Origin of the sequence: Microcoleus sp. T3_A4, assembly GCF_036700465.1 — a bacterium.
GTDB lineage: Bacteria > Cyanobacteriota > Cyanobacteriia > Cyanobacteriales > Microcoleaceae > Microcoleus.
In genome coordinates this window covers 45,102-68,990 of sequence record NZ_JAUBOY010000031.1, presented here as the reverse complement: position 1 = coordinate 68,990, position 23,889 = coordinate 45,102, and the positions used below count along the sequence as shown (strand labels likewise).

Below are 23,889 nucleotides of genomic sequence, written 5' to 3'. Positions count from 1 at the left end.
TTAGTCTCTAGGGTTCAAAACCAGGGTGCATCTACCATCTCTTACTTCCAACCAAAATAGGTACATCCGGAAGCGTTCGTAAATTTAGCAAATTTTTTAGCAGCCATGAGTTTGACAGAGATTGAATCCCTAATTCCAGGGGTATACATTGTAGGTGCAGGCCCGGGAGACCCGGATTTGTTGACTGTTAAGGCTCAAAAATTACTGGCTGCGGCCGATGTCATATTATTTGCTGACTCGCTAGTCCCAGAGCAAATTTTGCAGGGGGTGCGCGCAGATGCTGAAGTTATTCAAACTGCGGATAAGACCCTCGAAGAGATTGTACCTTTGATGGTGGAACGAGTGCAGGCCGGAAAAAGCGTCGTCCGCCTCCATTCCGGTGATCCCTGTCTCTACGGGGCTGTCGGGGAACAAATGCAAGCTTTGGCTTCCGAGGGAATTGCTTTTGAGGTAATTCCGGGAATTAGCGCTTTCCAACTTGCAGCGGCTAAACTTAAAATTGAGTTGACAGTTCCGGGAGTTGTGCAGACAATTATTTTGACGCGAATTAGCGGCAGAACCGAAGTACCGGAACGCGAAGAATTGGCGAGTTTAGCGGCTCATCAAGCGAGTTTGTGCCTGTATTTGAGTGCCCGCCATGTGGAAAAAGCTCAAGCTAAATTGATGGAACATTACCCATCGGATTTGCCTGTAGCGATTTGTTATCGGTTGGGCTGGCCGGATGAAAAAATTGTGCTAGTTCCCCTTGACCAAATGGCCGTTGCTACGCGCGAAAATAATTTGATCAGAACGACAATGTATGTGATTAGTCCGGCGTTGGGAAAATCAGCAGCAGGACGATCGCGCTTGTACCATCCAGAGCACGATCGGCTTTTCCGTCATTAGTCAGTTGGCAGTTGGCAGTTGGCAGTTGGCAGTTGGCAGTTGCAATGCCCTGTTTGGCCAATGCCCTGTTTGGCCAATTCCCCATTCCCCATTCCCCATTCCCCATTCCCCATTCCCCATTACCGATGAAAGATTTAACTCGCAGACAATTTATCATTGTCACCGCATTAAGCGCCGGATTTACCTTAGCAGTTCATCCTATTGCGGCTGCCGTTATCAATACGGATGCTGCTGGTTTAGTTGCAGGTGAGGTAAAAATTCCCGTAAAAGACGGCTCAATTCCAGCCTACAGAGCAATGCCAGCCAGCGGCAGCAATTTTCCAGTAATTTTAGTAATTCAAGAAATCTTCGGAGTTCACGCACACCTTCAAGATATTTGCCGCCGTTTGGCAAAATTAGGTTATTTAGCGATCGCCCCAGAAATGTTTTCCCGTCAAGGTGATGTTTCTAAACTCACCGAGATTCCCGAAATTATTAGTAAAGTTGTCTCGAAAGTTCCTGACGCTCAAGTTATGTCCGATTTAGATGCAACCGTAGAGTGGGCACAAAAGTCAGGAAAAGGCAATACTAATAAGTTAGGAATTACAGGATTTTGCTGGGGTGGCAGAATTGTTTGGCTGTACTCTTCCCACAACCCTAAAGTCACAGCGGGAGTAGCTTGGTACGGGCGTGTGGTTGGCAATTCTACGGATTTAACCCCCAAACAGCCGATCGACATTGCAGCAACTTTGAAAGTGCCTGTATTGGGGCTTTACGGTGGCAAAGACGAGTCAATTCCCAACGATACAGTCGAGAAAATGCGGGAAGTTCTCAAAACTGGTAGCAGCGGTTCGGAAATTGTGCTTTATCCAGATGCGCCGCACGCTTTTAACGCCGACTATCGCCCCAGTTACCGGAAAAAAGAAGCTGAGGATGGTTGGAAACGGATGCAAGATTGGTTTAAAAAGTATGGAGTTTCATCATAGTTGTGAGTTGTTAATTTTGACTTAAAACTGGTGTCAAGTTTGGGATCTAAAAAGGCAATATTAGCGAATAGCCCTTAAGACAGGTGGGTTTGCGATCCCGATATTGGTAAACTGGGCGGTGTAGAATTATCGATCGAACAGGTAAGCCCGTGCTAGACGAACAAGCTAAAAAGACCATCTTGCGGAAAATCCCTCACGGATTGTACATCTGCGGTGTCAAAGACGGGGAGGAAGTCAACGGTTTCACCGCTAGCTGGGTGATGCAATCTTCCTTTACCCCTCCCTTAGTTGTCAACTGCGTTAAGCAAGACTCCAAATCCCACGGCATGATCAAAGCCAGCGGTGTCTTTGCTTTGAGTTTCCTAGAAGCAGGGCAAAAAGAGTTAGCCCAGAAATTCTTCAAGCAGCAGCGCCGCGTTGGCAATAAATTTGAAGATGTAGAATTTTATCCGGGCGCGGAAACTGGTTGTCCGATTATCTCGGATTCTCTAGGTTACATCGAGTGCAAAGTTGTCGGTTCTGTGGAACACGGAGACCACACAGTTTATGTGGGAGAAGTTTTGGCAGCCGGCGTCCACCGAGAAGGCAATCCGTTGCTGCTAGAAAGCACCGGTTGGAATTACGGCGGCTAAAGACTTGGCAGTTGGCAACTGGCAGTTGTCAGTTGTCAGTTGTCAGTTGTTAGTTGTCGGTTGTTAAGGGAGGCGAGTTAAAATTAATAAAAAATCGGCGACAATTTGGTCGGCATTTTCTTCTGTCAAAATTGGTACGTGTACGAAAATACATTTGGTGCTAAGTTGAGAATCTGCAAGGTGTTTTAAAACTGCATAATAGAGGGCTTCGCATACAAATTTTCCGGCTTCGTGACTGATTTCTGTTGCAGCTAAATCAGCGACTAGCGGTTCGAGATTAACTGATGTTTGCCGAATGTCGCGATCGCAGCAAGCGCAAGATTCTATAGTTAATTTTTGCCTGCTTTCGGCCATGCCGCAGCAGATAATAGTGTCGGGTTGGAGTTGGTTGATTTTGGCGATCGCTAAATTAGGTGCTAGCTGAAAATCTACTGGCAGTTTCCTCAAAAAAGTCAGGGAATCAGGCAAAGATTTGATTTGGGAAATCTTAGCTAATAAGTCGTCCGAAGAGTTGGATTTCTGATGGGGAAGCCAAGTATCAAATGAGGTTAGCAGGATTTTCGCCGTCATATTTGTGCAATAATACTGATATTGATAATATAAGGCAAGTAAGTCAATGTCTGTCATTGCAGTAGTAGACTATGACATGGGCAATCTGCACTCAGTCTGTAAAGGCTTGGAAAATGTGGGTGCAGTGCCACAAATTACAGATTCTCCTGCTATAATCGAGCAGGCTGATGCGGTGGTTTTGCCGGGAGTGGGTTCGTTTGACCCGGCAATGCAGAATTTACGATCGCGCAATTTGATAGAACCGATAAAAAGGGCGATCGCATCGGGAAAACCTTTTTTAGGCATTTGTTTGGGTTTGCAAATTCTGTTTGAAAGTTCCGAAGAAGGCGTAGAACCGGGATTGGGCGTTATTGCCGGAAAAGTGCGCCGATTTCGGTCGGAACCGGGTTTGACAATTCCGCACATGGGATGGAATCAATTGCAATTTCCTCAGCCGGATTTGCCGCTGTGGCAAAATTTACCGTCCGATCCTTGGGTTTATTTCGTGCATTCTTATTATGTCGATCCAGTTGATTGGGAAGTGCGATCGGCAATTGTGACTCACGGTAGTCAAAACGTGACGGCGGCTATAGCTAAAGACAATCTGATGGCCGTGCAATTTCACCCGGAAAAGTCTTCGAGTACGGGATTGCAAATGCTGTCAAATTTTGTCAGTCTGGTGAGGGAAAAAGTACCTGCTTAGGCGATTTGTGCAAAACCCGGTTTGTAGTATAAACCGGGTGTTTATAGTTTTATATGATACCAGTTTCAATAAAGAATGCAACTGTAAGTATGCACCAAATTTATATTCATTCAGTCATCCCCAATCTAAAATCTAAAATCTAAAATCTAAAATTATATGAGTCTGAGAATCTCTGGCAACCGCCAAATAAAAACCCTGCCGGGACTCGCAACTCGCCCTACACCTTCGCGAGTCAGAGAAGCTTTATTTAATATTTGGCAAGGGACGATCGCAGATTGCAGATGGCTGGACATTTGTACCGGCAGCGGTTCAATGGGTGCAGAAGCTTTGTGTCGGCAAGCCGCGAGTGTCACTGGCATCGAACAGTCGGCGAAAGCTTGTGCGATTATCCGCGAAAACTGGGAGCAAGTAGCAGACTCGTCCCAAACATTCCAAATACTGCGGGGAAACGCGACGGCGAAATTGGCGGCACTAGCGGGGCAGCAGTTCGATCGCATTTACTTCGATCCGCCCTACGCCAGCGACTTGTACGAACCTGTGTTAAACACGATCGCCAGCCAAGAAATGCTAGCACTCCTCGGCGAAATCGCGATCGAACACAGCCCGGAGCGATCGGCACAAGCGATTTCCGGCCTAGAAATTTGCCGCCAGAAAGTATACGGCAATACAGCATTAACCTTCTACACACGCAGTGCCTGACAGGCTCAAACAGCAGCAGCATCATTCCTCGACGCAGAAAGAAACCGGGTTTTATGGCGTTGGCGCGCCCGGGACTAAAAGTTTTTCCCTTGGGTACAATACAAATTTTTCCGATGAAGTTAAGCTTTGTGCGTAGGTTGTCAAAGCAAGTTGCTTCAGCAATTGACGAAATAAATGGAGTTTACGCTGAAAATAAAGACTTTCAGTTGTAACATGAACCCAAAGTGTGAGTGTGAATATTCCTAAAGGAGTGAATATGGTTCAGACACCTTCGCGCCCTCGTGGCAGCGAGTTTCCGGCTGCTAACTCGGTACAGCCAGTCAAACGCGATACGATTCTGCTGGGAGATAGCCTCCCCCTGCCCAATACCAAACTCTTCGGCACAGACGGCATTCGCGGGAAAGTTGGAGAATTGCTGAATGCACCCCTAGCCCTGCAAGTCGGCTTCTGGGCTGGACAAGTTCTACGCCAAAATACCTCCAACCAGGGGCCTGTGATTTTGGGGCAAGACAGCAGGAATTCCAGCGATATGCTGGCAATGGCACTGTCAGCGGGTTTGACGGCCGCCGGTTTGGAAGTGTGGAATTTGGGATTGTGTCCCACTCCCTGCGTTGCTTATCTGGCAAGCGTTTCGGAGTCGGTCGGCGGAGTGATGATTTCGGCTTCTCACAATCCCCCAGAAGACAACGGCATTAAGTTTTTCGACTCAAACGGCTCGAAGCTGTCGCAGCAGTTGCAGGAACAAATCGAAGCGGGAATCCGAGGGGCAAAGGTTCCGGTGGCTAGCTTGGCTTGGGGACACCACTACCATCGCTCTGAGTTGGTTAAAGATTATGCCACTTCGCTCTGTGATTCGCTGCAACAGATGAATTTGGAGGGAATGCGGATAGTTTTGGATTTGGCTTGGGGGGCGGCCGCGGGTTTGGCGCCGGCGGTGTTCGCGCAAATGGGGGCGGATGTGATCTGTTTGCACGACTCTCCTGATGGATCTCGTATTAATGTTAACTGCGGTTCTACTCATCTTGACAGTTTGCAAGCGGCTGTTTTGGAACACAATGCCGATTTGGGTTTTGCTTTTGACGGCGATGCCGATCGAGTTTTGTGTGTTGACAACCAAGGTCGAACGATTGACGGCGATTACATTCTTTATCTGTGGGGCCGGCAGTTGCGCGACTCCGAACAGTTACCATCCAATTTAATTATTTCTACTGTAATGGCTAACCTCGGCTTCGAGCGAGCTTGGGAAGAATTGGGCGGCAAACTAACTAGAACCAACGTCGGAGATCAGTACGTTCACGCTGAAATGCAGCGCACTGGTGCGATGTTGGGCGGCGAACAGTCGGGACACATTCTTTGTCCGCATTACGGTGTCAGCGGCGACGGTTTGCTGACAGCTTTGCATTTGGCTTCGCTGGTGCGCCAGTCCGGGCAATCTTTAGCACAATTGGTAAGTGGCAGTTTCCAAACTTATCCGCAGTTGCTGCGAAATATTCGGGTTGAGGATCGCGAAAAACGCCTGAAATGGCAGGAGTGCGAGGCAATGCAAAGTGCGATCGATCGTGCTACAACAGCAATGGGAGAACAGGGACGGGTTTTGGTGCGCGCTTCTGGCACTGAACCGCTAATTCGAGTTATGGTGGAAGCTGCCAGTGCCGAATTGGCTAATTTCTGGACTGAAAATTTAGTTTTAGCCGTTCAGCAACACATAGCTATCTGATGGAAATGGGGAATTAATCTGAAGGAAGAAGGAAGTTTGGCAACGGATTCGCTCGACCGATGTAACGGATGTAACGGATGTAACGGATGTCAGGAAGAAGGAAGAAGCCTCTAGATAAATATAGGCGCTATTGAAACTAATTTCTCATTCTTTATTCCCTCTTTCCTAAATAACTAAATCCTTCTTTCTTCATTTCCCCATTTCTGATTGTATGAACACCAAATCAATTCAAAATGGGCGGCTGCATCGAGTTTCGTTAAAATTTTTAATTGTCGTCATATTAATAACGGGGATAGGGTTTCGCTTTACTAATCTGGATCGCAAAGTCTACTCGTTCGACGAATCTATCACCTCGCTGCGAATTTCTGGCTACACTTGGACGGAAATGGTGCAGCAAGATTTTCAAGGCAAAACAATTAGCGTCGGAGATTTGCAGCGGAAATACCAGCAGATAAATCCCGAAAAAACTTGGTTGGATACTGTTAAAGGTTTAGCTACAGAAGAACCTCAACTGTCGCCACTGTATTTTATTTTAGCCAGGTTTTGGGTGCAGTTGTTCGACCCGCAAGTGGCGACTGTCAGAAGTCTTTCAGCTTTGATTAGTTTGTTAGTTTTTCCCAGCATTTATTGGCTGTGCTGGGAATTATTTCGCTCTGCGTCTGTGGGATGGGTGGCTGTTACAATCGTTGCTGTTTCCCCCTTTCACGTCTTGTACGCGCAAGAGGCAAGACCCTACATGATGTTTGCAGTCCTGGTTTTGCTGTCGAATGCAATTCTGCTGCGGGCTATCACCCTACAAAATTCTCCGATCACATCTAAATTGAGCAAGGCTGTTTGGTCTATTTATGCGATCGCCCTGACTTTAGGACTCTATTCTAGTTTATTATTTTTTTTAGTAGTATTCGCCCACGGCATCTATGTAATTATTAAGGAGAATTGGCGTTTTAGCAAAACATTAATTGCTTATTTACTAGCTTCAGCGATAGCAATAATTCTTTTTGCTCCTTGGATTTGGGTATTACTTGATAATTCGGAAGAAATTAAGTCAACAGTAGGCTTTCCCCGCTTTTTCATGCCTTTGATATCTTCACTTCAACCTCTAATTCTCATCACCTGCCGAATGTTTATCGACACGCATTGGGAAGGCGGAATCATCAAATCTGGTTCTATAAATATGACTACAGATTTAATCCGAGTGATTGTAGTAGCCGTATTGCTGTTAGCGATCGCACATTCAATATACTCGCTCTGCCACTCAAGTCCTAAACGAGTTTGGCTGTTTGTCTTGACAGCGATCGGAATTACAGCGATAGTATTGATAGCAGTGCGAGGCGTTGCCGATCGCTATCTGGTTCCCTATATTTTAGCAATCCAGATAGCTGTTGCCTACCTATTCACCGCTAAAATTAAAGTCGCTACCAATCCCCGCCAACAAAAGCTATGGCAGTTCGGTTTAATAGCGCTAATATCGAGTGGAATAGTTTCTTGTGCCGTCAGCTCACAGTCCCAACTGTGGTGGAACAAATATCCTTCTAGCACTAAATACAATCCGCAAGTAGCGGCGATTGTAAATCAAGCGAAAAAACCTTTAGTAATCACTCACGGAGGCAACAACATCACAGGAAAAATACTGTCTGTCAGCTATATGCTGAAGCCGCAAGTACAGCTTTTGCTGGCAGTTAAACCCGAACAAGTCAAAATTCCTGATGGTTTTAGCGATGTATTTCTCTACCGAGCTACAGAAGCATTAAAATTTGAACTAGAAAAAGTGCAAAAATATAAAATTACATTAATTTACAAACCAGGCGATGGCTGGCTTTGGCGTGTAGAGAAATAAGCAAAGTGGCAACTGCAAATGATGATTTCTGTTGTGATACCTACCTACAACCGTGAACAACCTCTGCGAGAGACATTGGCTGATGCGATTCGGCAAAATTACCCGAATTTTGAAGTGCTGGTAATTGATCAAACTCGCATCCACGAATCGGAAACTCAAGTTTATTTAGAGGAATTGGCAAACGCTGGCCAAATTCGCTGGTTTAGAGTAGATTGGGCGAGTTTGCCTGCTGCTCGAAATTATGCAGTCCGGCGCGCAGTTGGAGAGATTATTTTATTTATTGATGATGATGTACAATTGCCAGATGGTTTTTTGGCAGCTCACGCTGACAACTATTTAGAAAAACCCGATGTGGGATGTGTGGCGGGCAGGGTTTTTGACAGAATGAAACTGGATAATTCTGGAGGCGATTTGGCGATCGAATATTTGCCCTCAGAAGCGATGGATGCGGGCATTGCCTGGTATTTTATCGATTTGGTGCATACAGTAAAACCGCAGCAGGTGCTCTCGGCTAGAGGCTGCAATATGTCATTTCGCAGGCAGGTTTTTGCCGAATGGGGGCTGAGGTTTGATGAGCGGTTTGCAGGGAGTGCGGTGCGGGAGGAGTCGGATTTTTGTTTGAGATTGCGATCGACTGGCATGAAAATTTGGTACGATCCCAATGCGTCTTTAGTTCACTTGGGGGAAGAGAGCGGCGGATGTCACGATGTCAGTACGCGATCGATCGAATATCAAGTAACATTTTATCACAACCATTTCCTCATGGGATTGAAAAATTTAACAGCTTTTCAATGCCTGCGATTTTTTGCCAAACTATTTGACTGCCACGTTTTGGGAAATCCACCTTGTTATAAAAGCCACTCGCCCATTAAAATTATAACTAGATTTGCTTTTTATATCCTGGGTTTTCTCAGTGCTATCAATACACTAATTCAATCTCTGTGGAATGATGGACAAAGTTATAGCCATCAAGACAAGATTAACGCTCAATAATTACCTATTCCCATTCGCCCTTCCCAATAAATGAGAATTCTCGTGGCTAGTCACACCTATATTGTGGACATTAATCGGGAAAAATTCAAGATATTAGCCAACCTAGAACCCGACATTGAAGTAACAGTTGTAGTGCCGCGGCGTTGGAAACCGGGAGGCGTACAAAATAAAATTATAGAAACGCAATTTTATCAAAAAGGCTCATTTAAAGTAGTCCCCGTCTCCAACTTTAGTCAAAACAATCAAGGATTGCTAACTTTTGGTAGAGATTTAATTGAACTTTTGCAAAAAATTAAGCCGCAGATAATTCAAGTTGAACAAGGTTCAAAATCTCTCGCTTGCGCTCAGTTAATCTTACTCAATAAACTCCTAAAACTGCAAGCAAAAAATATATTATTTACTTGGTGGAATCTGCCTTATCAATTGAATTGGCCCATTTCAGTCTTAGAAAATTACAATCTTCAGCACACCGACGGAATTATTGCAGGCAACTTAGATGGAGCTAAAATTTTGCGGCAGCGCGGCTATCAAGGTGCGGTAAAAGTAATGCCACAACTCGGAGTAGATGAAACTTTGTTTCGCCGCACTGGTAAAGACGCTGATTTATCGCGCAGGTTAGGAATTAAACCGACCGATTTTGTGGTAGGATTTGTAGGGCGATTTGTCGAAGAAAAAGGATTGTTGACTTTAGCTGAAGCCTTGACAGGGTTGAAAAAAAGCTCTTGGAAGTGGCTGTTAGTAGGACAAGGAAAATTGCGGGCGCACCTCGCAGAAAAATGTATTGAATGGGGAATCAGCGACCGAATAATCTGGGTAGAAAGCGTTTCCCACGAAGAAATCCCCCCCTACATTAACTTAATGAACTGTTTGGTATTGCCTTCGCAAACCAGCTATAAATTCAAAACTTTGACCACTGTGGGCTGGAAAGAACAATTCGGTCACGTTTTAATTGAAGCGATGGCCTGTCACATTCCGGTTATTGGTTCCGACTGCGGGGAAATTCCCCACGTCATCGGCGATGCGGGGTTATTATTTCCAGAAGGAAATGCAGGGGTTTTGCGAGAGTGTTTGCAGAAATTGATGGAGCGGCAGGATTTGGCGGCCGATTTGGGCGATCGGGGTTATCATAGAGCGATGAGCAATTATACCAATAAAGCTTTAGCTGAGCAGTTGTTGGAATTCTACAAAGAATTATTGTAACTTTTAGCTATAATGCAAGTGTTAAATAAAAACTTTGGTAAATGTCTATTCCTTCCGAGATACGCTCTTTGGTTGACGAGCTCTACCAGGTACTAGACGATAGCGAGCGCCAAGCAACGCTGGGACTTTTTGCACTTAGAAGAGCCATGTCTCTTTTTCCGCAAAATGAAATACTGATGCAATACTTTTCTTCGATAAGCAATTTTCAATTCTGCGTAGCAGGTGTTCGCTTACAAGCAGAGCACATTGTGGGTAATGTATTAATGGCTGGTGTGCCCGATGAAGATGTTCAAAAAGCAGGAGATTATTTAGCAGCCTTGCTAAAGATGGCTCCCGAATCGAAAATTATGATAGACAAAGTAGTTGAGAGATTAGAAGTATTGCCATGAAACAATTACCTGATGAAAGCCAACTCCTGGAAATCCTGGAAATTGTGAAAGCCGCAGAAGCTAAAGCCAGTGAAATGTATGAATTTTCCAAGACAATGGCTCACAATACCCAAATTACAGCAACAAAAAGAGAGGAAGCTGAACAGCTAGACGGGCAGCCTTTTGCAGATAATTAAATTTGTAAGGGGAGATGTTGGTATGTTGATTTAAATAACTATCCCTGATGCGGATTCTCCAAATTATCCCCTCAATTTCCTTGGTATACGGCGGGCCAAGTCAAATGGTACTCGGACTTTCTGCGGCCCTCGCAGCAAAAAACATTGATGTCACCATTATCACCACAGATTCTAACGGAGATATCGGTCAACTTCCTTTAGATGTTCCTCTAAATCAACCAATACAACAAAACGGTTATCAGATTATTTATTTCCGCTGTTATCCCTGGCGCAGATATAAATTTTCACTCTCGTTATTGCAGTGGTTAAATGAAAACGCGCGACAATTTGACCTGGCTCATATTCACGCTCTTTTCTCACCAGTAACTACCTTTGCCGCCACAATTGCTAGATATCACAAGTTGCCATATATTATGCGTCCCTGCGGTATGCTTGATCCCGCTGATTTGCAGAAAAAAAAGCGCTTGAAACGGATTTATGCCACGCTTTTAGAAGGCCCTAATTTAGCAGGCGCTGCCGCAATTCATTTCACAAGTAAAGAAGAGGCTAAAATCTCAGAAAGATTTGGTTTGGGTAGCACAGGCAAGATGCCTGTGCCACGGGATTTGGTGATTCCATTGGGGGTGAGAGCAGGTTTGTTTCCTCAGAGATTGCGGGAATCAGAAGTGCCAATCATCTTATTTATGTCGCGAATTGAACCTAAAAAAGGGCTTAATTTGTTAATTCCAGCATTAGAAAGTATTTTGGCATCGGGCATAGAGTTTCACTTTATTTTAGCTGGTTCAAATCCCCAAGATGCTGATTATGAAACACAAATTAAAGTACAAATTCATAATTCAAGCTTAGCAAAATACACAAGAATAACTGGCTTTGTGAGCGGTGATTTAAAACTTGAACTGTTGACAAAAGCCGACTTATTTGTATTGCCTTCTTATTACGAAAACTTTGGCATTGCTGTAGCAGAAGCGATGGCCGCTGGTGTACCTGTCGCCATTTCCGATCGCATACATATTGCGGAAGACATACAGCAAGCAGAAGCTGGTTGGGTGGGGCCTTTGGAAGTAGGGGCGATCGCCAATTCAATCAAATCAGCACTTCTGAATCCACAGGAACGTCAACGCCGGGGATTGAACGGCCAAGAGTATGCAAGAAAGCATTATAACTGGGAGGCGATCGCCCAACAAACCATCGATGCTTACCAGGAGATTTTGTCATCTATAGCAGAAGGAAGAAGGAAGAAGGAAGAAGGAAGAGGGAAGAAGCAGTAAAATCTATCGTTTCAGCCATTAACAACGTCCTAACTGTCTTGACGGTTGCTATATTGACTAATGTGACTGGGGTTTACCTTTTACTTCTTCTCCTGCTGCGAGTTCTTGTACTGCTGCTATCAGAATTTGCAGGCGAGATTTTTTCAACGCTGCTACTTTAGGTGCAATACTTGTCAACAAAACTCTGCAATCCTGCCTGATATCCTGCTCCTACCGCTTGAAATCTCCACTCTCCATTCTTTCTATACAAGCGACCAAATTCTACAGCAGTCTCTCGCGAAAAATTATCTTTTAATTCATAACGAACAAGTTCGTTTCCTGTATCCAAATTTCTAATTTTGATAAAAGCATTTTTTATATTGCTAAAATTTCCATTAATTTTATCGGCTTCGTGAATAGTCACAACAAAAGTTATTTCCTCAATTTCAGGATTAACTCTTTTTAAAATAACGCCGTAAATCGTTTTATTCTCTTGACTTCTGTTGTTTTTATCTCGAATCACTTGCAGTACCGAACTGTCACCGGATTGCAGATTATTGTAAAATATCAAATATTTATCGTTAGGGATTTTGCCGTCAGCACCTAGCATAAAGGCAGAGACATCAATCTCGTAGCTTTGTCCTGCCTCTGTCACCTGCCAACCGAGGGCGATCGCCATTTTTTTCAAACCGGGCGCTTCTTTAGATATATTAAATCTCTCACCCTTACTTAATTGCATTACCATCTGCTTATTTGTTAAACATCAAACTTTATAGCGTTCATGTTAATATTAAGTGGGACAATAACTTTTCTTCTTTAAGAAAACTTAATATTTTCTCTCTAATAGCGGGTCTCATTAAAAATATGTGCTATTGCTCTCCGAATTTATTGAGATTTACTGAGAGAGGATTACGTAAGCAAAAACCGGGCTTTCTAAAAAACCCGGTTTCAACACGTGAACTTAATTTGACTCTAATTTTGAACATTTTCAGAACTAGGTGGCAGGGTAACAAAATTACCAAAAGCTCCAACCGTTTGATAGCTTTTTTTACCTAATTCAGTTGTGTAAATACTGGCAACGCCTAAATTCTGACGCTGCGTTGTATTGTCGAGCAAGCTTTCGATCGTGTCGCGCTGCGAAGTCAGCAAATTCTTGCAACTGCCGATCAAAGTATCTGTAATGCCGCTCAAAGCTTTCGGAACGCGAGAATCTTTACACACAGTGCTTTCCAACTCGGTTTGTAGCACCCCGGAAGCATAAGTTAGGTATTTGTCTCTCCCAGGATTTGTAAATGCCATACCGGCAGCTAGAAGAGTCAGCGCGATCGCAACTTTTCCCACATTGCCGAAAAAACTAGAAGTTGGTTGGTTAGTATTCATTGCGTTATCAATATTCATTTTTTTTAGCCCCGTTGATTTATAAGCTTCTCTTGATTTAAACTACACCTCCTCAGAAACAGATTTCCGAAAGGAGGGGACAGTTTTTAGATTGGAGGCCAGTTGTGAGTAAGTCTCTCACTGGTTTACCTTCCTTTTACGTTTCCCCCTCCCTCAAATCCGGTAAATCTTCAACAAACATTTAGCTGGTTCCCAGGCAGAGCCTGGGGACGAGGAAACTTAGTTTCGCTTTGATTTTTGCCTCTCGATCTCCCGCTGCAACTCTTCAATCTGACGGCGCAAAGCCTCCGTCTCACTGTTAGGCGTTTGCGACTTGACATCAACCGCGCCCTCGGATACAGCCCGCTTGTAGTTCCCCAGCTTAATTTGGCGGTATTCCTCGGAACTGGCCCAGTCTCGCAAATACCTCAGCCTTTCCACGGGGAAAGGGTGACTCAGCATCACGCCTTGGCCCCCGTTGTAAAGTAAAAATTTATACACTTGGTTGAGATTGTCTCGATCGAGCTCTTGATAGTTGTCAGACTGGCGGATAAATTCTTGCAAACTGCATTGGTCAGCATATTTACTGCTAACTCCCGCAAGTTTCATCATCGTCTTCATCACACTGTTCAAGTCATCCGTCACCAACAAAGCCGCCCGGTCTGCCGACAATTCAGCCTTGCGCCGCCACTCGTAAAAAGCGAAAATTAAACCGCTACCGACCATATTTCCCAAACCGAAAGTCATCTCGCCAATTGTCGAGGCAACGCTCATCGCCCACATCGCCATTTGATTTAAAGTTGGATGGCCGCATTTAATGTGTCCCAACTCGTGAGCCAAGACTACCCGCAGTTCCGCCTCGTCCAACAAGTCTAAAAGACCAGTGTTTAATTCTACATAAGGCTGGTTTTTTCCCAGGGCATAGCTGTTAACTGAGGGATTCTGAGAAACAAACAAACCCGGTTCTGGAAAAACATCTAAAGCCTGCACGCACTCGCGAAATATATGATAAATGCTGGCATATTGGCGCGGGCCGACTTGAATGCTATTTCCCATTAGGTAAACGAATTGTGGTCGTTCGTAGACAAATTCTACAAATTTGCTGGCAATTAAGTCAAATCCAGGCACACTGCGTAACGCTTCCTCAGCTTGGCGATCAAGGGGATGCTGAAATGCTTCACTAGAAATTCCCGTATAAGTAGGCATAGTTGTTGCAAAAGTTACATTTAAGATATCAGGATTGCCGATCGCTGCTGGTGCTAGCTGGCGCCTGACTTATCAATGTTATCGCGACAAATATTGAACTGTTGTGGAACAGGGCGGAAAGCCTGTTCAAATTAGCGTTAAAATTGTGAATCTGGTACAGGCGCGATCGACAAACATCTTTCACAGTGCCTGTGTATCGCCTCACCCAAAAATTGGAACGTGCAAAAATGGCTATCCTGCAACTCGAAAACGGTACAACCTACACTCAACAAAACGACATTACCCGCGAACTCGCTTCCTTAAACATTCAACTCAACCGCTGGCCCGTGGGTGACAGCGCTGAAATTCAAAATTTGTTAGCTAAAGATGCTCTTGACGACAATCAAAAAGAGCAAGTGCTGCAAGCCCTCGACGGCTACTTTCAACAATTATCGGAAAGTGCAGGCTATCAGTCGCGAGACTTAATCGTACTGCACCCAGACATTCCCAACCTGGACACCATGCTGTCCAAATTCAACAAGTGCCACATCCACGCCGATGATGAAGTCCGCTATATCGTAGCAGGCGAGGGCATTTTCGGCTTCGTGCGGCCCGACGGCAGCCAAGTCGAACTCACAGTGCAGCCGGAAGAATTTATCAACGTGCCGGCGAATACAGAACACTGGTTTTATTTGACAGCAGCCCGGAAAATTAAAGCGGTGCGCTATTTTACCACCACAGAAGGCTGGACGCCGGAGTACACGGATACGGAAATTCGATCGCGTTTAGCTGCTGTTTGAACACTTGACAGTTGACGGTTGACAGTTGACGGTTGAGGGCAATCTTCAAATCATCTAAAAATCCTCAAATCCAGCCTCAAATTTTGTGGTTTGAAGATTGCAAAATACTCAAAGCAACCGCCTCCGCCACCTTAATCCCATCAATCCCAGCCGACAGGATTCCACCCGCATATCCTGCACCTTCCCCAGCAGGATAAAGACCTTCTGTATTCAAACTCTGATAATCTTCCTTGCGTTTAATCCGAATTGGTGAAGAAGTGCGCGTTTCCACCCCAGTCAAAACCGCATCATCCATCGCAAATCCTTTAATCTGTTTGTCAAAAGCCGGAAGTGCTTCGCGGATAGCTGCGATCGCATAATCTGGCAAACTTTCGCTCAAATCAGTCATCACAACTCCCGGCGTATAAGACGGCTGCACACTGCCTAGCGCCGTGGAAGGACGATTCGCCAAAAAATCACCCACAAGCTGCCCAGGGGCGTTGTAAGTGCCACCTCCTAACTCAAACGCCCGTTCTTCTAAGCGACGTTGAAACTCAATTCCGGCTAAGGGATGACCCGGATAATCCTCCGGCGTGATACCCACCACAATCCCGCTGTTAGCATTCCGTTCATTGCGAGAATATTGACTCATCCCATTAGTGACAAGTCGCCCCGGTTCTGACGCAGCCGCCACTACCAAACCACCGGGACACATACAGAAACTATACACAGAACGATTGTTTTGGCAATGGTGAACCAGTTTGTAATCGGCGGCACCCAAAAGCTTATGGCCCGCGCGATCGCCAAAACGACAGCGATCGATAATAGTTTGGGGATGTTCCACCCGAAAACCAATAGAAAAAGGTTTAGCCTCGATGTAAACCCCGCGCGAAAACAACATTTCAAAAGTATCGCGGGCGCTGTGTCCCACCGCCAGAACTATATAATTACTAGCAATATATTCTCCGCTAGCGAGGGTAAGTCCCTGCACTTTTCCATTTTCGATGTGGATATCTTCTACACGACTTTGAAACCGAATTTCTCCGCCTAATGTTTCAATTTGGGCGCGTAGGCTTTGGACAATTCCCACCAGTTTGAACGTGCCAATATGCGGTTTATTAATATATAAAATTTCCGGTGAAGCTCCTGCATTCACAAGTTCCGTCAACACCTTGCGTCCATAATGCTGAGGATCTTTAACTTGGCTGTAGAGCTTGCCATCGGAAAAAGTACCCGCACCACCTTCGCCAAACTGGGCGTTAGATTCTGGGTTGAATTCTGTTTTTTTCTTCCAAAATCCAAAGGTGTCAGCCGTGCGATCGCGCACTGCTTTTCCGCGTTCTAAAAGGATGGGGCGAAACCCCATTTGTGCCAGCATCAGACCTGCAAACATCCCGCACGGCCCTGTACCAATCACAATGGGGCGAATCGTCAAATTGCTGGGGGCTTTGGCTACATAGCGATAACTCGTGTCTGGTGTCACCATTACATGAGGATCTTTTTTGAAGCGCGCCAAAAGTTGCTTTTCCTGTGTCGTTTCTACATCCACAATATAGACAAGGAGGATTTCTGCTTTTTTACGAGCATCATAGCTGCGCTTGAAGATGGAATAGCTGAGCAATTCTTCGGGGGGAATTTGCAGCTTTTTGAGAATGGCGCTGGCGATCGCATCTTGAGGATGATCGAGGGGGAGTTTTATTTCGGTTATTCGTAACATATAGTGGAAGGAAGTTCGGCAACGGATTATGTAACGGATGTAACGGATGTAACGGATGTAACGGATGTCAGGAAGAAGGAAGAAGGAAGAAGGAAGGAAGAAGGAAGAATAAAAATCCCGAACAGAAGTATTATAACTATTTAACCGGGCATCCTATGGGCGATCGTCATTGGGCGATCAATTTTTAATTTTTGAGTGGATAATTGCAGAAGCGTTATAATAAACAAAAAATTAAGTTTTGTAAAGACCCTTGACTGCAACATTCACCCCCAAAAACAGCCGCACCTGGCACGCTCTCAACCCCCTGTGGCAAGGAGCCGAAGACGCAGTACAGAAGGGTTTGCCCCACACCAAGCTCGCACCGGCGTGGCAAATACTGCTCTTGGGCGACGGTTCCCCCACCCGTCACCTGCAACTGCTGACAGGGGAACCAACAGAAGTAGATGTGATCGATATGTCTTTAGTGGGTGAAGACGCAGACGGCGCGCCCCAGCAAATTGTCGCGGTTCCGGGGCCGCGCCTGCGCCGACAAGTGTGGCTGCGGACTGCTTCGGGACAGCGCTTAGCCTATGCAACTTCTTGGTGGGAAGCGAGCCACGTAGACGAATATTTACAAAATAAATCTTTGCCAATTTGGGCTAGTTTAGCGAGACTGCGGACAGAATTGTATCGCGATGTGCAGGGCATTTATTGCGGTAATTCGGCTGCTTTGGAATCAGCGTTTGAAGAGTCGGGGCCTTTTTGGGGGCGACACTATTTGTTTTGGCATCACGGGAAGCCATTGACTCTGATTTATGAGGTTTTTTCTCCTTATTTAACTAAGTATTTGGGGCCGATGCAATTGGATGTTGATTGAGGCTGAGATCTTGCACCATTATCAATCAGGCTTTCAGGGCGGGCTCGCGTGCCCAACCCTTACTCCCCACAATAAAATTCATCTCTTGTGGAACAGGCATCTTGCCTGTTCTTAAGAATAGTTCCGCCGAAATTTTACTCGCAAACCATCGCGGGGATGGGGAGTCGGTACTCGGATTAAATTCAAATCCTGATCCGGTAAAAGCTCCCATTCAAACTCCCGAACAATCTTTGCCGCAAACAACTTCATTTCTAACCTGGCAAATTCTTTGCCCAAACATTCTCGCAAACCTCCACCAAATGGCACGTAACTGAACGGTTTAGCCGATCGCTCGGAGTTAAATCGATCGGGATCGAAGCGATCGGGTTCAGGATAAAGTTGACTATCCTGATGGGTTTGATTTATCTGAGAAAGCACAGTCCAGCCCTTGGGAATTTCATAGCCGCCGAACTCACAAGCATTAATGACTGTCCGAAAAATACCTCCCACCGGTGGAACTAAACGCAGCACTTCTTGCAGCACCTGTTCTAAATAGGTCATTTGTTTGAGTTGCTCCAATGTTAGGGGTTCCGTAGCGGGGAACTGCTGCTGTTCGGTGCGGACTTTTGCCATCACATCGGGATGTTGAGCTAGGAGAAGGCAAAAAGAGGCGATCGCCGAAGTTAAAGTTTCGTGTCCCGCAAACAGCAGCAACAGCACTTGATCTTTTAACTCATCCAAACTCAAACTATTTCCCTCGTCATCGCGAGCCGAAATCAGCAAACTCAAAGCATCATTGCCACTAGGGGTTCCTTGCTGGCGATCGCGAATAATCTTTTCAAGTTCTGCCAACAGCAGCTTTCGGCACTTTTTAGCTTTACCAAACTGACTCCACGGCACATCTAAAGGAATTGAAAATAAACCATTGCACCAAGTTTCAAAATAATGTCCCAGCGCCGTTTCCGAACCATTTTCAATCCCTACTAACAACTTACCCGCCACATCAAAAGTATAATTTCTCAGTTCGGGATACCAAGTTATGGTTTCCATTTTAGCCCATTTTTCCAAATAGCGCTGAGTGATATCTTCCATCCCGCCGATGTAGCCCGCCAGCGCTCGCGGCTGAAACGCTTGGTACAGCAACTTGCGCCGATTTTGGTGGTTAGCACCCGTTTGCAGTGCCAAGGAAAGCGACCCTAAAAGCGCTCTCGTGCTGGCAGGCCAAGTCACAACAAAATATCGGTTGTCATTGCTTAAAACAAACAAACTAGCCTCTTGGCCACGCATAAACACGGTAGGCTGTCCGAAAAGGCTGGTTTTGAAAATGGGCCCGTACTGCTGGTGGCGTTTTTTGGCAAATTGGGAATCTCGCAAAAAGTTGAGGCTATCGCCAATTAGGGGTAAACCGAAACTGCCGGGAGGTAATGCCATTTTAGATTTTAGATTTTAGATTTTAGATTTTTAATATCATATCAATTTTAGTTGGAGGGTGGGCAATACGCACCGACAAATTTCTGGTAAAATAAGTTTTCTCTGTTGGTAGCCTGTAGGGTGAGTCTTGAGATTTTAGATTTTAAATTTTAGATTTTAGATTTTTAATATCATATCCATTTTAGTTGTCTCGTGCATATTGTCAACCCGACAAATTTCTGGTCAAATAACTTTTCTCGGTTGGTAGCCTGTAGGGTGCGTCAGTCTTAAGGTTAGTAAAAAAAAATCCGGTTTTGCCAACTGATGTACCTTCGTATTTTTGCCGACAAACCAATTTAATTTTCTGTTCTTTTAATCGGAATCTCGATTATAAATTCCGTGCCTTTCCCCACCACCGAGAAACACTTAATTTCACCTTTATGTTTTTCGACAATAATTGAATGGGAAATCGCTAAACCCATCCCCGTTCCCGAACCGATACGTTTGGTAGTATAGAAGGGATCAAATATCCGTTGCTTGACTTGATCGGTCATCCCTGCACCATTATCAAAAATTTTAATCACAGCGAGAGTACCTTCTACCTCTGTACGAATGCGGATAATTCCCGGATTTTCGCGCGGTTCTTGTAACACGTCAATAGCGTTAGCAATAATATTCATAAACACCTGATTTAAGAGTCCGGCGTAGCACTCCACCAGTGGCAATTGTCCGTATTCTTTAACGAGTTGAATTGCGGGGCGCTCAGGCTGAACTTTCAGACGGTGTTCTAAAATCATCAATGTGCTGTCGATGCCTTCGTGAATGTTAACCTTTTTCATGTCAGATTCATCGAGGCGAGAGAAATTCCGCAAACTCCTCACGATATCCCGGATGCGAGTTGCTCCCACCTGCATAGAAGACAGCATTTTCGGCAAGTCGTCTAGCACAAAATCCAGCTCTAAAACTTCTATTTCCTCCTGAATCGCTGGAGAAGGTTCCGGGTATTCATCTCGATACATTTGCAGCAGTTTCATCAGGGTTCTGGTGTATTCTTCTGTGTAGGTAAGATTGCCGAAAATAAAGCTGACCGGGTTATTGATTTCGTGGGCAATTCCTGCTACCATCTGACCGAGACTCGACATTTTTTCTGCCTGCACGAGCTGAGTTTGAGCTTGCTGGAGTTCGCACAGAGTTACTTCGAGTTTGGCAGCTTGTTCTTGCGCTATCCGGGCTGAATCGACGCTTTTAGTGTAGAGTTCGGATTGACTGATGGCGATCGACAATTGATCGCAAATTGCCGATAGCAACTCCACTTCGTCTTTTGTCCACCTGTGCACCTCGCGGCAAGAAGTGCAGCCAACAACTCCAGTTAAACCCCCTGCACTCTTAACCGGCAAATCCAAGACAGACTTGTAACCCACCTGCAAAAAGAATTCCCTTTCTACTGGATCGCTGAAAGTTGTAACATCATCTATTTGATAGATTTCCAAATTAGCTATCTTTTGCGCCAGCGTCCCCGTTACCTCAGCAGGGTAATAACCCAAAAGCGACAGCAAGTCATCATTTTTAGCTTCGTGGATGATATCCCAAGCGGGCGTCTCGGCCTCGGGCGTATACCACATAAATAGACAGCGATCGAGTTGCAGCAAGTCGCGAATTTGCCGCACAGTTGTTGCCAAGATAGTATCTAAATCAAGAGAAGCGCGGATTTGACTGCCTAGCTGGTTGAGCAATTTTTGCTGCATTGCTGCTGCTTTTGATTCGGCGGCGGCGAGGCGAGATTTTTCGTAAAGTTCGGCTTGATTAATGGCGATCGCCAATTGAGTTCCTACTGCCATTAACAGTTCCACTTCTTCGTCTCTCCACAGCCGCACCCCGCTGCAAGAACCGCAGAGGATCGCGCCAATTTGACCCGACGGTGTTTGAAGGGGAATGTCCAGCAGAGAATTAAGCCCTACAGACATTAAAAATTCCCGTTCGGCTGGATCGGTTAATGCCTCAACATCGTCGATCTGAATTATTTCCAAATTGGCAATCCGCTCACCGATAGAAGCAGTTGGCTCGACAGGATATAAACCCAAACGCGAGGGCAAATCGGCATTCTTTGCCTCGTATCTCACATTCCAAACCGGCGGCGAAGCGTCGGGTAAATACCAGATAAACTGACAGCGATCGAGCAGGAGCAACTCGCGAATTTGCTGCACAGTTGTCGCCAAAATAGTATCTAAATCCAGAGATTGGCGGATATTGCTAGCTAGCTGGTTCAGCAGCGCTTCCTGCTCAGCTAATTTGCGGAATCTCGCTTCCGACTTTTGCAACTGTCTTTGAGCTTCTTTTTGTTTTGTAACGTCCAAACCCAAACCGATTAAGCCGATCGCGTTACCACAATCATCTTTGACCTTAGTTTTAATTGTGTCAAACTGGTGATAGTCACCATCAGTAAGCTCTATAATTTCTTCCGTATAACATGGAATATCTTGGCTCCACGCTTGCGCGTCAGATGCCATGCAGTTCGCAGATTGTTCTAAGCCCAAAACTTCGGAATAGTGAGAGGCTGCTAAAAATCTTGATTCAGGTATACCCACATCTTCGCAGAAAGTTTTGTTAACTAATAACATCCGCCCGCTAGCATTTGCCATCCACACCCAAATCGGAGCGTTGTCAATAATTGCCCTCAAAGTTTGCTTTTGTCTGGCGAGAGCTTCTTCTGTTTGTTTGCGCTTAATTCCCAGGGCGATCGCATCGGCACTTAACGCTAAAGCAACCAGCGTTGATTCGTTCAACTCCTGGCGAGCAAACATCGCGATTACTCCCAGCAACTGATTGTCAACAATTAGCGGATATCCAGCAAAAGCAACCATTCCTTCTCGTGAGGCCCATTCTTTGTCCTTGATTCGGGGATCTTCTTGCACAGAATTAGTGATGTGAGGTTGTCGCTCCAGGGCGATTAAACCAATCTTGAACTCACCGACAGGAATGCGGCTGTGAGCGCCGTCAATATGAGTATATATCCCCGCGCTTGCTTGCAGTTGCAATACATTTCCCTCTTCATTCAGCGTCCAAATCCGAGCAAAGGCAACATCCAAATGGCGCACAACTGCATCGGCGCAATATTGCAAAGTTGCAAGCAAAGTCTGGTTTTGAGTTAGAGCAATTCCCACATCTGCTGTGAATAGAGAAAGTTTCAATTGTTCTGCTAAAGCTTGTTCTGCTATTTTGCGCTCTGTAATGTCCGTAGCAGCACCGAGACGCTGCTTAATTGTTCCCTCCTCGGTTCTGCTAAATACAATATTCCGGCTGACTAACCAGTGCCAAGAATTTTGTCGATCGCGCACCCGATATTCGTACTCAATAACTTCGCCGTCGGGAGCATTTTCTAATTGCTGAAAATAGCCGGGAAATTTAGCTAAGTCGTCAGGGTGGATGATGGTGGGCAGTAGATTGCTGCCCATGTTTTCAACTTCTTCGGCGGTGTAGCCGAGGGTATCAGTGATTTCGCGGTTGCTGTAGACATTTCGCTGCTCGGTTTCGTCGTAAACAAAGAGAAGATTCGGACTGGTATTGGCAATTCGCTCAACAAAATGCTGACTCTCTTGCAGTGCTGCTTCTGCTTGTTTGCTATCGGTAATGTCGCGGCCAACACCATAGATCAATTCTTCCTCGCAGAAACGGGTAGCAGTCCAGGCTATCCACTTGTAATAACCGTTTCGACAGCGCCAGCGGTTTTCAAACCCAACGGTATTATTCCCCGCAGCAATACTTTCAGCTTCTTTTAAAGTAATTTCGCGATCGTCTGGATGCACGAATTCAATGAAGAGTTGGCCAATCATTTCTCCTGGGGAATAGCCGAGGATTTTTTCTGCTGCTGGGTTGATGAGTGTTATATAACCGTCAAAACTAAGGACGCACAGCATATCTAGCGAGAGGCTAAAAAAGCGATCGCCCCCGTTGGGTTCGCTGGATGGGCGATCGTTTTGGGCTACGACAGCAGATGCGTTTGAGCGCGCCGATACTGCCAAAAAGACAATATTTGCTATTGCCAAAAATCCCAGGGCGAGTTGGCTATCGTAGAAATTATCACCGCTGCCAGCTACGAGCCACCCGTTTAAGACAAGCAGTACAATTATCAAAATTGAGAATACACTGCCAGGGGCGATCGTCCCTAAGCTGATTTTTTTTTCATACTGCTTTCTGCCTTCTGCCTTTTCTATTCGGGTGACTGCTGCGGTAATTTTTATCAACAACAGTTGCAGTAGGTTCGATAGTTTAGTGCTTTTCGATTCTTCAATACGAACAGAAGATTTCATTTTTTTACTCTTGATTGCGTTTTACTTGCAGTGATTCAAAATAACCATAAAAATATTTAAATATTATAAAATTTTTCTAACTTGCAAAATCTAGCCTTTTAAAATTTGCGTAAATTTACGCAACCCGGCTAAACAATTAAGTGTCTTTACGGAAGTAGCAATCAATCTCTTTTTAGCTGGGGTAGGCATTTTCTAATTTTTCCGACTCAGAGAAAGAGAGTTTACATATAATACTACGCGACATATTGTTGTTAGTCATTGGACATTTGGCCTAATTTAGCTAGTCC

General features: G+C 45.2%; 22 protein-coding genes. 15 read left to right on the top strand and 7 right to left on the bottom strand.

The window, feature by feature from the left end; translation table 11 throughout:
* Positions 1 to 105: 105 nt before the first annotated feature.
* The 3 genes from cobM (at position 106) to QUA07_RS18415 (ending at position 2,482) form a co-directional block, all read left to right on the top strand.
* A complete protein-coding gene (gene cobM, locus QUA07_RS18425; protein WP_333327640.1) occupies positions 106 to 885 on the top strand; it encodes a precorrin-4 C(11)-methyltransferase in 780 nt (259 codons plus the stop codon).
* A gap of 125 nt (positions 886 to 1,010) precedes the next feature.
* Positions 1,011 to 1,850, top strand: a complete 840-nt coding sequence (locus QUA07_RS18420; protein ID WP_333327637.1) for a dienelactone hydrolase family protein — start codon at positions 1,011 to 1,013, stop codon at positions 1,848 to 1,850.
* A 149-nt stretch (positions 1,851 to 1,999) separates the two neighbouring features.
* Positions 2,000 to 2,482 (top strand): flavin reductase family protein, encoded by a 483-nt coding sequence (locus QUA07_RS18415; protein WP_333084418.1) that lies wholly within the window; start codon positions 2,000 to 2,002, stop codon positions 2,480 to 2,482.
* Positions 2,483 to 2,545: 63 nt separating this feature from the next.
* Here QUA07_RS18415 and QUA07_RS18410 read toward each other — a convergent pair whose 3' ends face one another.
* Positions 2,546 to 3,109, bottom strand: coding sequence for a pyroglutamyl-peptidase I family protein (locus QUA07_RS18410; RefSeq protein ID WP_445242799.1), 564 nt, complete (start codon positions 3,107 to 3,109; stop codon positions 2,546 to 2,548).
* Here QUA07_RS18410 and hisH point away from each other — a divergent pair.
* The 9 genes from hisH (at position 3,099) to hpsP (ending at position 12,013) form a co-directional block, all read left to right on the top strand.
* Complete coding sequence (gene hisH / locus QUA07_RS18405) at positions 3,099 to 3,734, top strand: imidazole glycerol phosphate synthase subunit HisH (protein WP_333327634.1); 636 nt, start codon at positions 3,099 to 3,101, stop codon at positions 3,732 to 3,734. The genes QUA07_RS18410 and hisH overlap by 11 nt on opposite strands.
* A gap of 156 nt (positions 3,735 to 3,890) precedes the next feature.
* Entirely contained in the window at positions 3,891 to 4,433 is a 543-nt protein-coding gene (rsmD, locus tag QUA07_RS18400; RefSeq protein WP_333229990.1) for a 16S rRNA (guanine(966)-N(2))-methyltransferase RsmD, read from the top strand.
* Between the two features lie 256 nt (positions 4,434 to 4,689).
* Entirely contained in the window at positions 4,690 to 6,150 is a 1,461-nt protein-coding gene (glmM, locus tag QUA07_RS18395; protein WP_333230027.1) for a phosphoglucosamine mutase, read from the top strand.
* A 211-nt stretch (positions 6,151 to 6,361) separates the two neighbouring features.
* Complete coding sequence (locus tag QUA07_RS18390) at positions 6,362 to 7,987, top strand: glycosyltransferase family 39 protein (RefSeq protein ID WP_333327630.1); 1,626 nt, start codon at positions 6,362 to 6,364, stop codon at positions 7,985 to 7,987.
* Between the two features lie 18 nt (positions 7,988 to 8,005).
* Positions 8,006 to 8,980, top strand: coding sequence for a hormogonium polysaccharide biosynthesis glycosyltransferase HpsN (gene hpsN / locus QUA07_RS18385; RefSeq protein WP_333327627.1), 975 nt, complete (start codon positions 8,006 to 8,008; stop codon positions 8,978 to 8,980).
* Between the two features lie 30 nt (positions 8,981 to 9,010).
* Positions 9,011 to 10,180 carry a hormogonium polysaccharide biosynthesis glycosyltransferase HpsO gene (gene hpsO / locus QUA07_RS18380; RefSeq protein WP_333327624.1) on the top strand — a complete coding sequence of 390 codons (1,170 nt, stop codon included), beginning with the start codon at positions 9,011 to 9,013 and terminating at the stop codon, positions 10,178 to 10,180.
* 41 nt (positions 10,181 to 10,221) lie between these two features.
* Positions 10,222 to 10,569 (top strand): hypothetical protein, encoded by a 348-nt coding sequence (locus QUA07_RS18375; protein WP_333327622.1) that lies wholly within the window; start codon positions 10,222 to 10,224, stop codon positions 10,567 to 10,569.
* Positions 10,566 to 10,745 carry a hypothetical protein gene (locus QUA07_RS18370; RefSeq protein WP_333146304.1) on the top strand — a complete coding sequence of 60 codons (180 nt, stop codon included), beginning with the start codon at positions 10,566 to 10,568 and terminating at the stop codon, positions 10,743 to 10,745. The genes QUA07_RS18375 and QUA07_RS18370 overlap by 4 nt, the downstream gene beginning before the upstream one ends.
* A 47-nt stretch (positions 10,746 to 10,792) precedes the next feature.
* The gene (gene hpsP / locus QUA07_RS18365) at positions 10,793 to 12,013 is read left to right on the top strand and encodes a hormogonium polysaccharide biosynthesis glycosyltransferase HpsP (protein WP_333327619.1); all 1,221 of its coding nucleotides are present in this window, start codon (positions 10,793 to 10,795) and stop codon (positions 12,011 to 12,013) included.
* 157 nt (positions 12,014 to 12,170) lie between these two features.
* Here hpsP and QUA07_RS18360 read toward each other — a convergent pair whose 3' ends face one another.
* The 3 genes from QUA07_RS18360 to QUA07_RS18350 form a co-directional block, all read right to left on the bottom strand.
* A complete protein-coding gene (locus tag QUA07_RS18360) occupies positions 12,171 to 12,737 on the bottom strand; it encodes a TerD family protein (protein ID WP_333327616.1) in 567 nt (188 codons plus the stop codon).
* Between the two features lie 227 nt (positions 12,738 to 12,964).
* On the bottom strand, positions 12,965 to 13,390 hold the full coding sequence (locus QUA07_RS18355; RefSeq protein WP_333229976.1) for a DUF4359 domain-containing protein: 426 nt from the start codon (positions 13,388 to 13,390) through the stop codon (positions 12,965 to 12,967).
* Positions 13,391 to 13,609: 219 nt separating this feature from the next.
* On the bottom strand, positions 13,610 to 14,575 hold the full coding sequence (locus tag QUA07_RS18350) for a M48 family metallopeptidase (RefSeq protein ID WP_333229975.1): 966 nt from the start codon (positions 14,573 to 14,575) through the stop codon (positions 13,610 to 13,612).
* 227 nt (positions 14,576 to 14,802) lie between these two features.
* Here QUA07_RS18350 and QUA07_RS18345 point away from each other — a divergent pair, with 227 nt between their 5' ends.
* The gene (locus tag QUA07_RS18345; protein ID WP_333327613.1) at positions 14,803 to 15,354 is read left to right on the top strand and encodes an acireductone dioxygenase; all 552 of its coding nucleotides are present in this window, start codon (positions 14,803 to 14,805) and stop codon (positions 15,352 to 15,354) included.
* A gap of 76 nt (positions 15,355 to 15,430) precedes the next feature.
* Here the strand turns inward: QUA07_RS18345 and QUA07_RS18340 are convergent, their stop codons facing one another.
* The gene (locus tag QUA07_RS18340) at positions 15,431 to 17,050 is read right to left on the bottom strand and encodes an NAD(P)/FAD-dependent oxidoreductase (protein WP_333327610.1); all 1,620 of its coding nucleotides are present in this window, start codon (positions 17,048 to 17,050) and stop codon (positions 15,431 to 15,433) included.
* Positions 17,051 to 17,053: 3 nt separating this feature from the next.
* Between QUA07_RS18340 and QUA07_RS18335 the strand changes: the two genes are divergently transcribed.
* Both QUA07_RS18335 and QUA07_RS18330 read left to right on the top strand, forming a co-directional pair.
* Positions 17,054 to 17,194 carry a hypothetical protein gene (locus tag QUA07_RS18335; RefSeq protein ID WP_333327608.1) on the top strand — a complete coding sequence of 47 codons (141 nt, stop codon included), beginning with the start codon at positions 17,054 to 17,056 and terminating at the stop codon, positions 17,192 to 17,194.
* Positions 17,195 to 17,300: 106 nt separating this feature from the next.
* The gene (locus tag QUA07_RS18330; protein ID WP_333072653.1) at positions 17,301 to 17,906 is read left to right on the top strand and encodes a chorismate lyase; all 606 of its coding nucleotides are present in this window, start codon (positions 17,301 to 17,303) and stop codon (positions 17,904 to 17,906) included.
* A 111-nt stretch (positions 17,907 to 18,017) separates the two neighbouring features.
* On the opposite strand, the gene QUA07_RS18325 is transcribed toward QUA07_RS18330, so the two are convergent.
* Together QUA07_RS18325 and QUA07_RS18320 are read right to left on the bottom strand one after the other, a co-directional pair.
* Complete coding sequence (locus QUA07_RS18325) at positions 18,018 to 19,316, bottom strand: cytochrome P450 (RefSeq protein ID WP_333327605.1); 1,299 nt, start codon at positions 19,314 to 19,316, stop codon at positions 18,018 to 18,020.
* 335 nt (positions 19,317 to 19,651) lie between these two features.
* Positions 19,652 to 23,602, bottom strand: a complete 3,951-nt coding sequence (locus QUA07_RS18320) for a GAF domain-containing protein (protein WP_333327603.1) — start codon at positions 23,600 to 23,602, stop codon at positions 19,652 to 19,654.
* Between the last annotated feature and the right edge of the window lie 287 nt (positions 23,603 to 23,889).

What these genes read in the sequence shown, in the direction of transcription:
- QUA07_RS18355 (WP_333229976.1), bottom strand. Translation starts at nt 13,390, where the DNA reads ATGAATATTGATAACGCAATGAATACTAACCAACCAACTTCTAGTTTT.
- QUA07_RS18340 (WP_333327610.1), bottom strand. Translation starts at nt 17,050, where the DNA reads ATGTTACGAATAACCGAAATAAAACTCCCCCTCGATCATCCTCAAGAT.
- QUA07_RS18325 (WP_333327605.1), bottom strand. Translation starts at nt 19,316, where the DNA reads ATGGCATTACCTCCCGGCAGTTTCGGTTTACCCCTAATTGGCGATAGC.
- QUA07_RS18375 (WP_333327622.1), top strand. Translation starts at nt 10,222, where the DNA reads ATGTCTATTCCTTCCGAGATACGCTCTTTGGTTGACGAGCTCTACCAG.
- QUA07_RS18345 (WP_333327613.1), top strand. Translation starts at nt 14,803, where the DNA reads ATGGCTATCCTGCAACTCGAAAACGGTACAACCTACACTCAACAAAAC.
- QUA07_RS18410 (WP_445242799.1), bottom strand. Translation starts at nt 3,109, where the DNA reads ATGACAGACATTGACTTACTTGCCTTATATTATCAATATCAGTATTAT.
- QUA07_RS18420 (WP_333327637.1), top strand. Translation starts at nt 1,011, where the DNA reads ATGAAAGATTTAACTCGCAGACAATTTATCATTGTCACCGCATTAAGC.
- hpsO (WP_333327624.1), top strand. Translation starts at nt 9,011, where the DNA reads ATGAGAATTCTCGTGGCTAGTCACACCTATATTGTGGACATTAATCGG.
- QUA07_RS18360 (WP_333327616.1), bottom strand. Translation starts at nt 12,737, where the DNA reads ATGGTAATGCAATTAAGTAAGGGTGAGAGATTTAATATATCTAAAGAA.
- QUA07_RS18370 (WP_333146304.1), top strand. Translation starts at nt 10,566, where the DNA reads ATGAAACAATTACCTGATGAAAGCCAACTCCTGGAAATCCTGGAAATT.
- hpsP (WP_333327619.1), top strand. Translation starts at nt 10,793, where the DNA reads ATGCGGATTCTCCAAATTATCCCCTCAATTTCCTTGGTATACGGCGGG.
- glmM (WP_333230027.1), top strand. Translation starts at nt 4,690, where the DNA reads ATGGTTCAGACACCTTCGCGCCCTCGTGGCAGCGAGTTTCCGGCTGCT.
- QUA07_RS18320 (WP_333327603.1), bottom strand. Translation starts at nt 23,602, where the DNA reads ATGAAATCTTCTGTTCGTATTGAAGAATCGAAAAGCACTAAACTATCG.
- rsmD (WP_333229990.1), top strand. Translation starts at nt 3,891, where the DNA reads ATGAGTCTGAGAATCTCTGGCAACCGCCAAATAAAAACCCTGCCGGGA.
- hisH (WP_333327634.1), top strand. Translation starts at nt 3,099, where the DNA reads ATGTCTGTCATTGCAGTAGTAGACTATGACATGGGCAATCTGCACTCA.
- QUA07_RS18350 (WP_333229975.1), bottom strand. Translation starts at nt 14,575, where the DNA reads ATGCCTACTTATACGGGAATTTCTAGTGAAGCATTTCAGCATCCCCTT.
- cobM (WP_333327640.1), top strand. Translation starts at nt 106, where the DNA reads ATGAGTTTGACAGAGATTGAATCCCTAATTCCAGGGGTATACATTGTA.
- hpsN (WP_333327627.1), top strand. Translation starts at nt 8,006, where the DNA reads ATGATGATTTCTGTTGTGATACCTACCTACAACCGTGAACAACCTCTG.
- QUA07_RS18390 (WP_333327630.1), top strand. Translation starts at nt 6,362, where the DNA reads ATGAACACCAAATCAATTCAAAATGGGCGGCTGCATCGAGTTTCGTTA.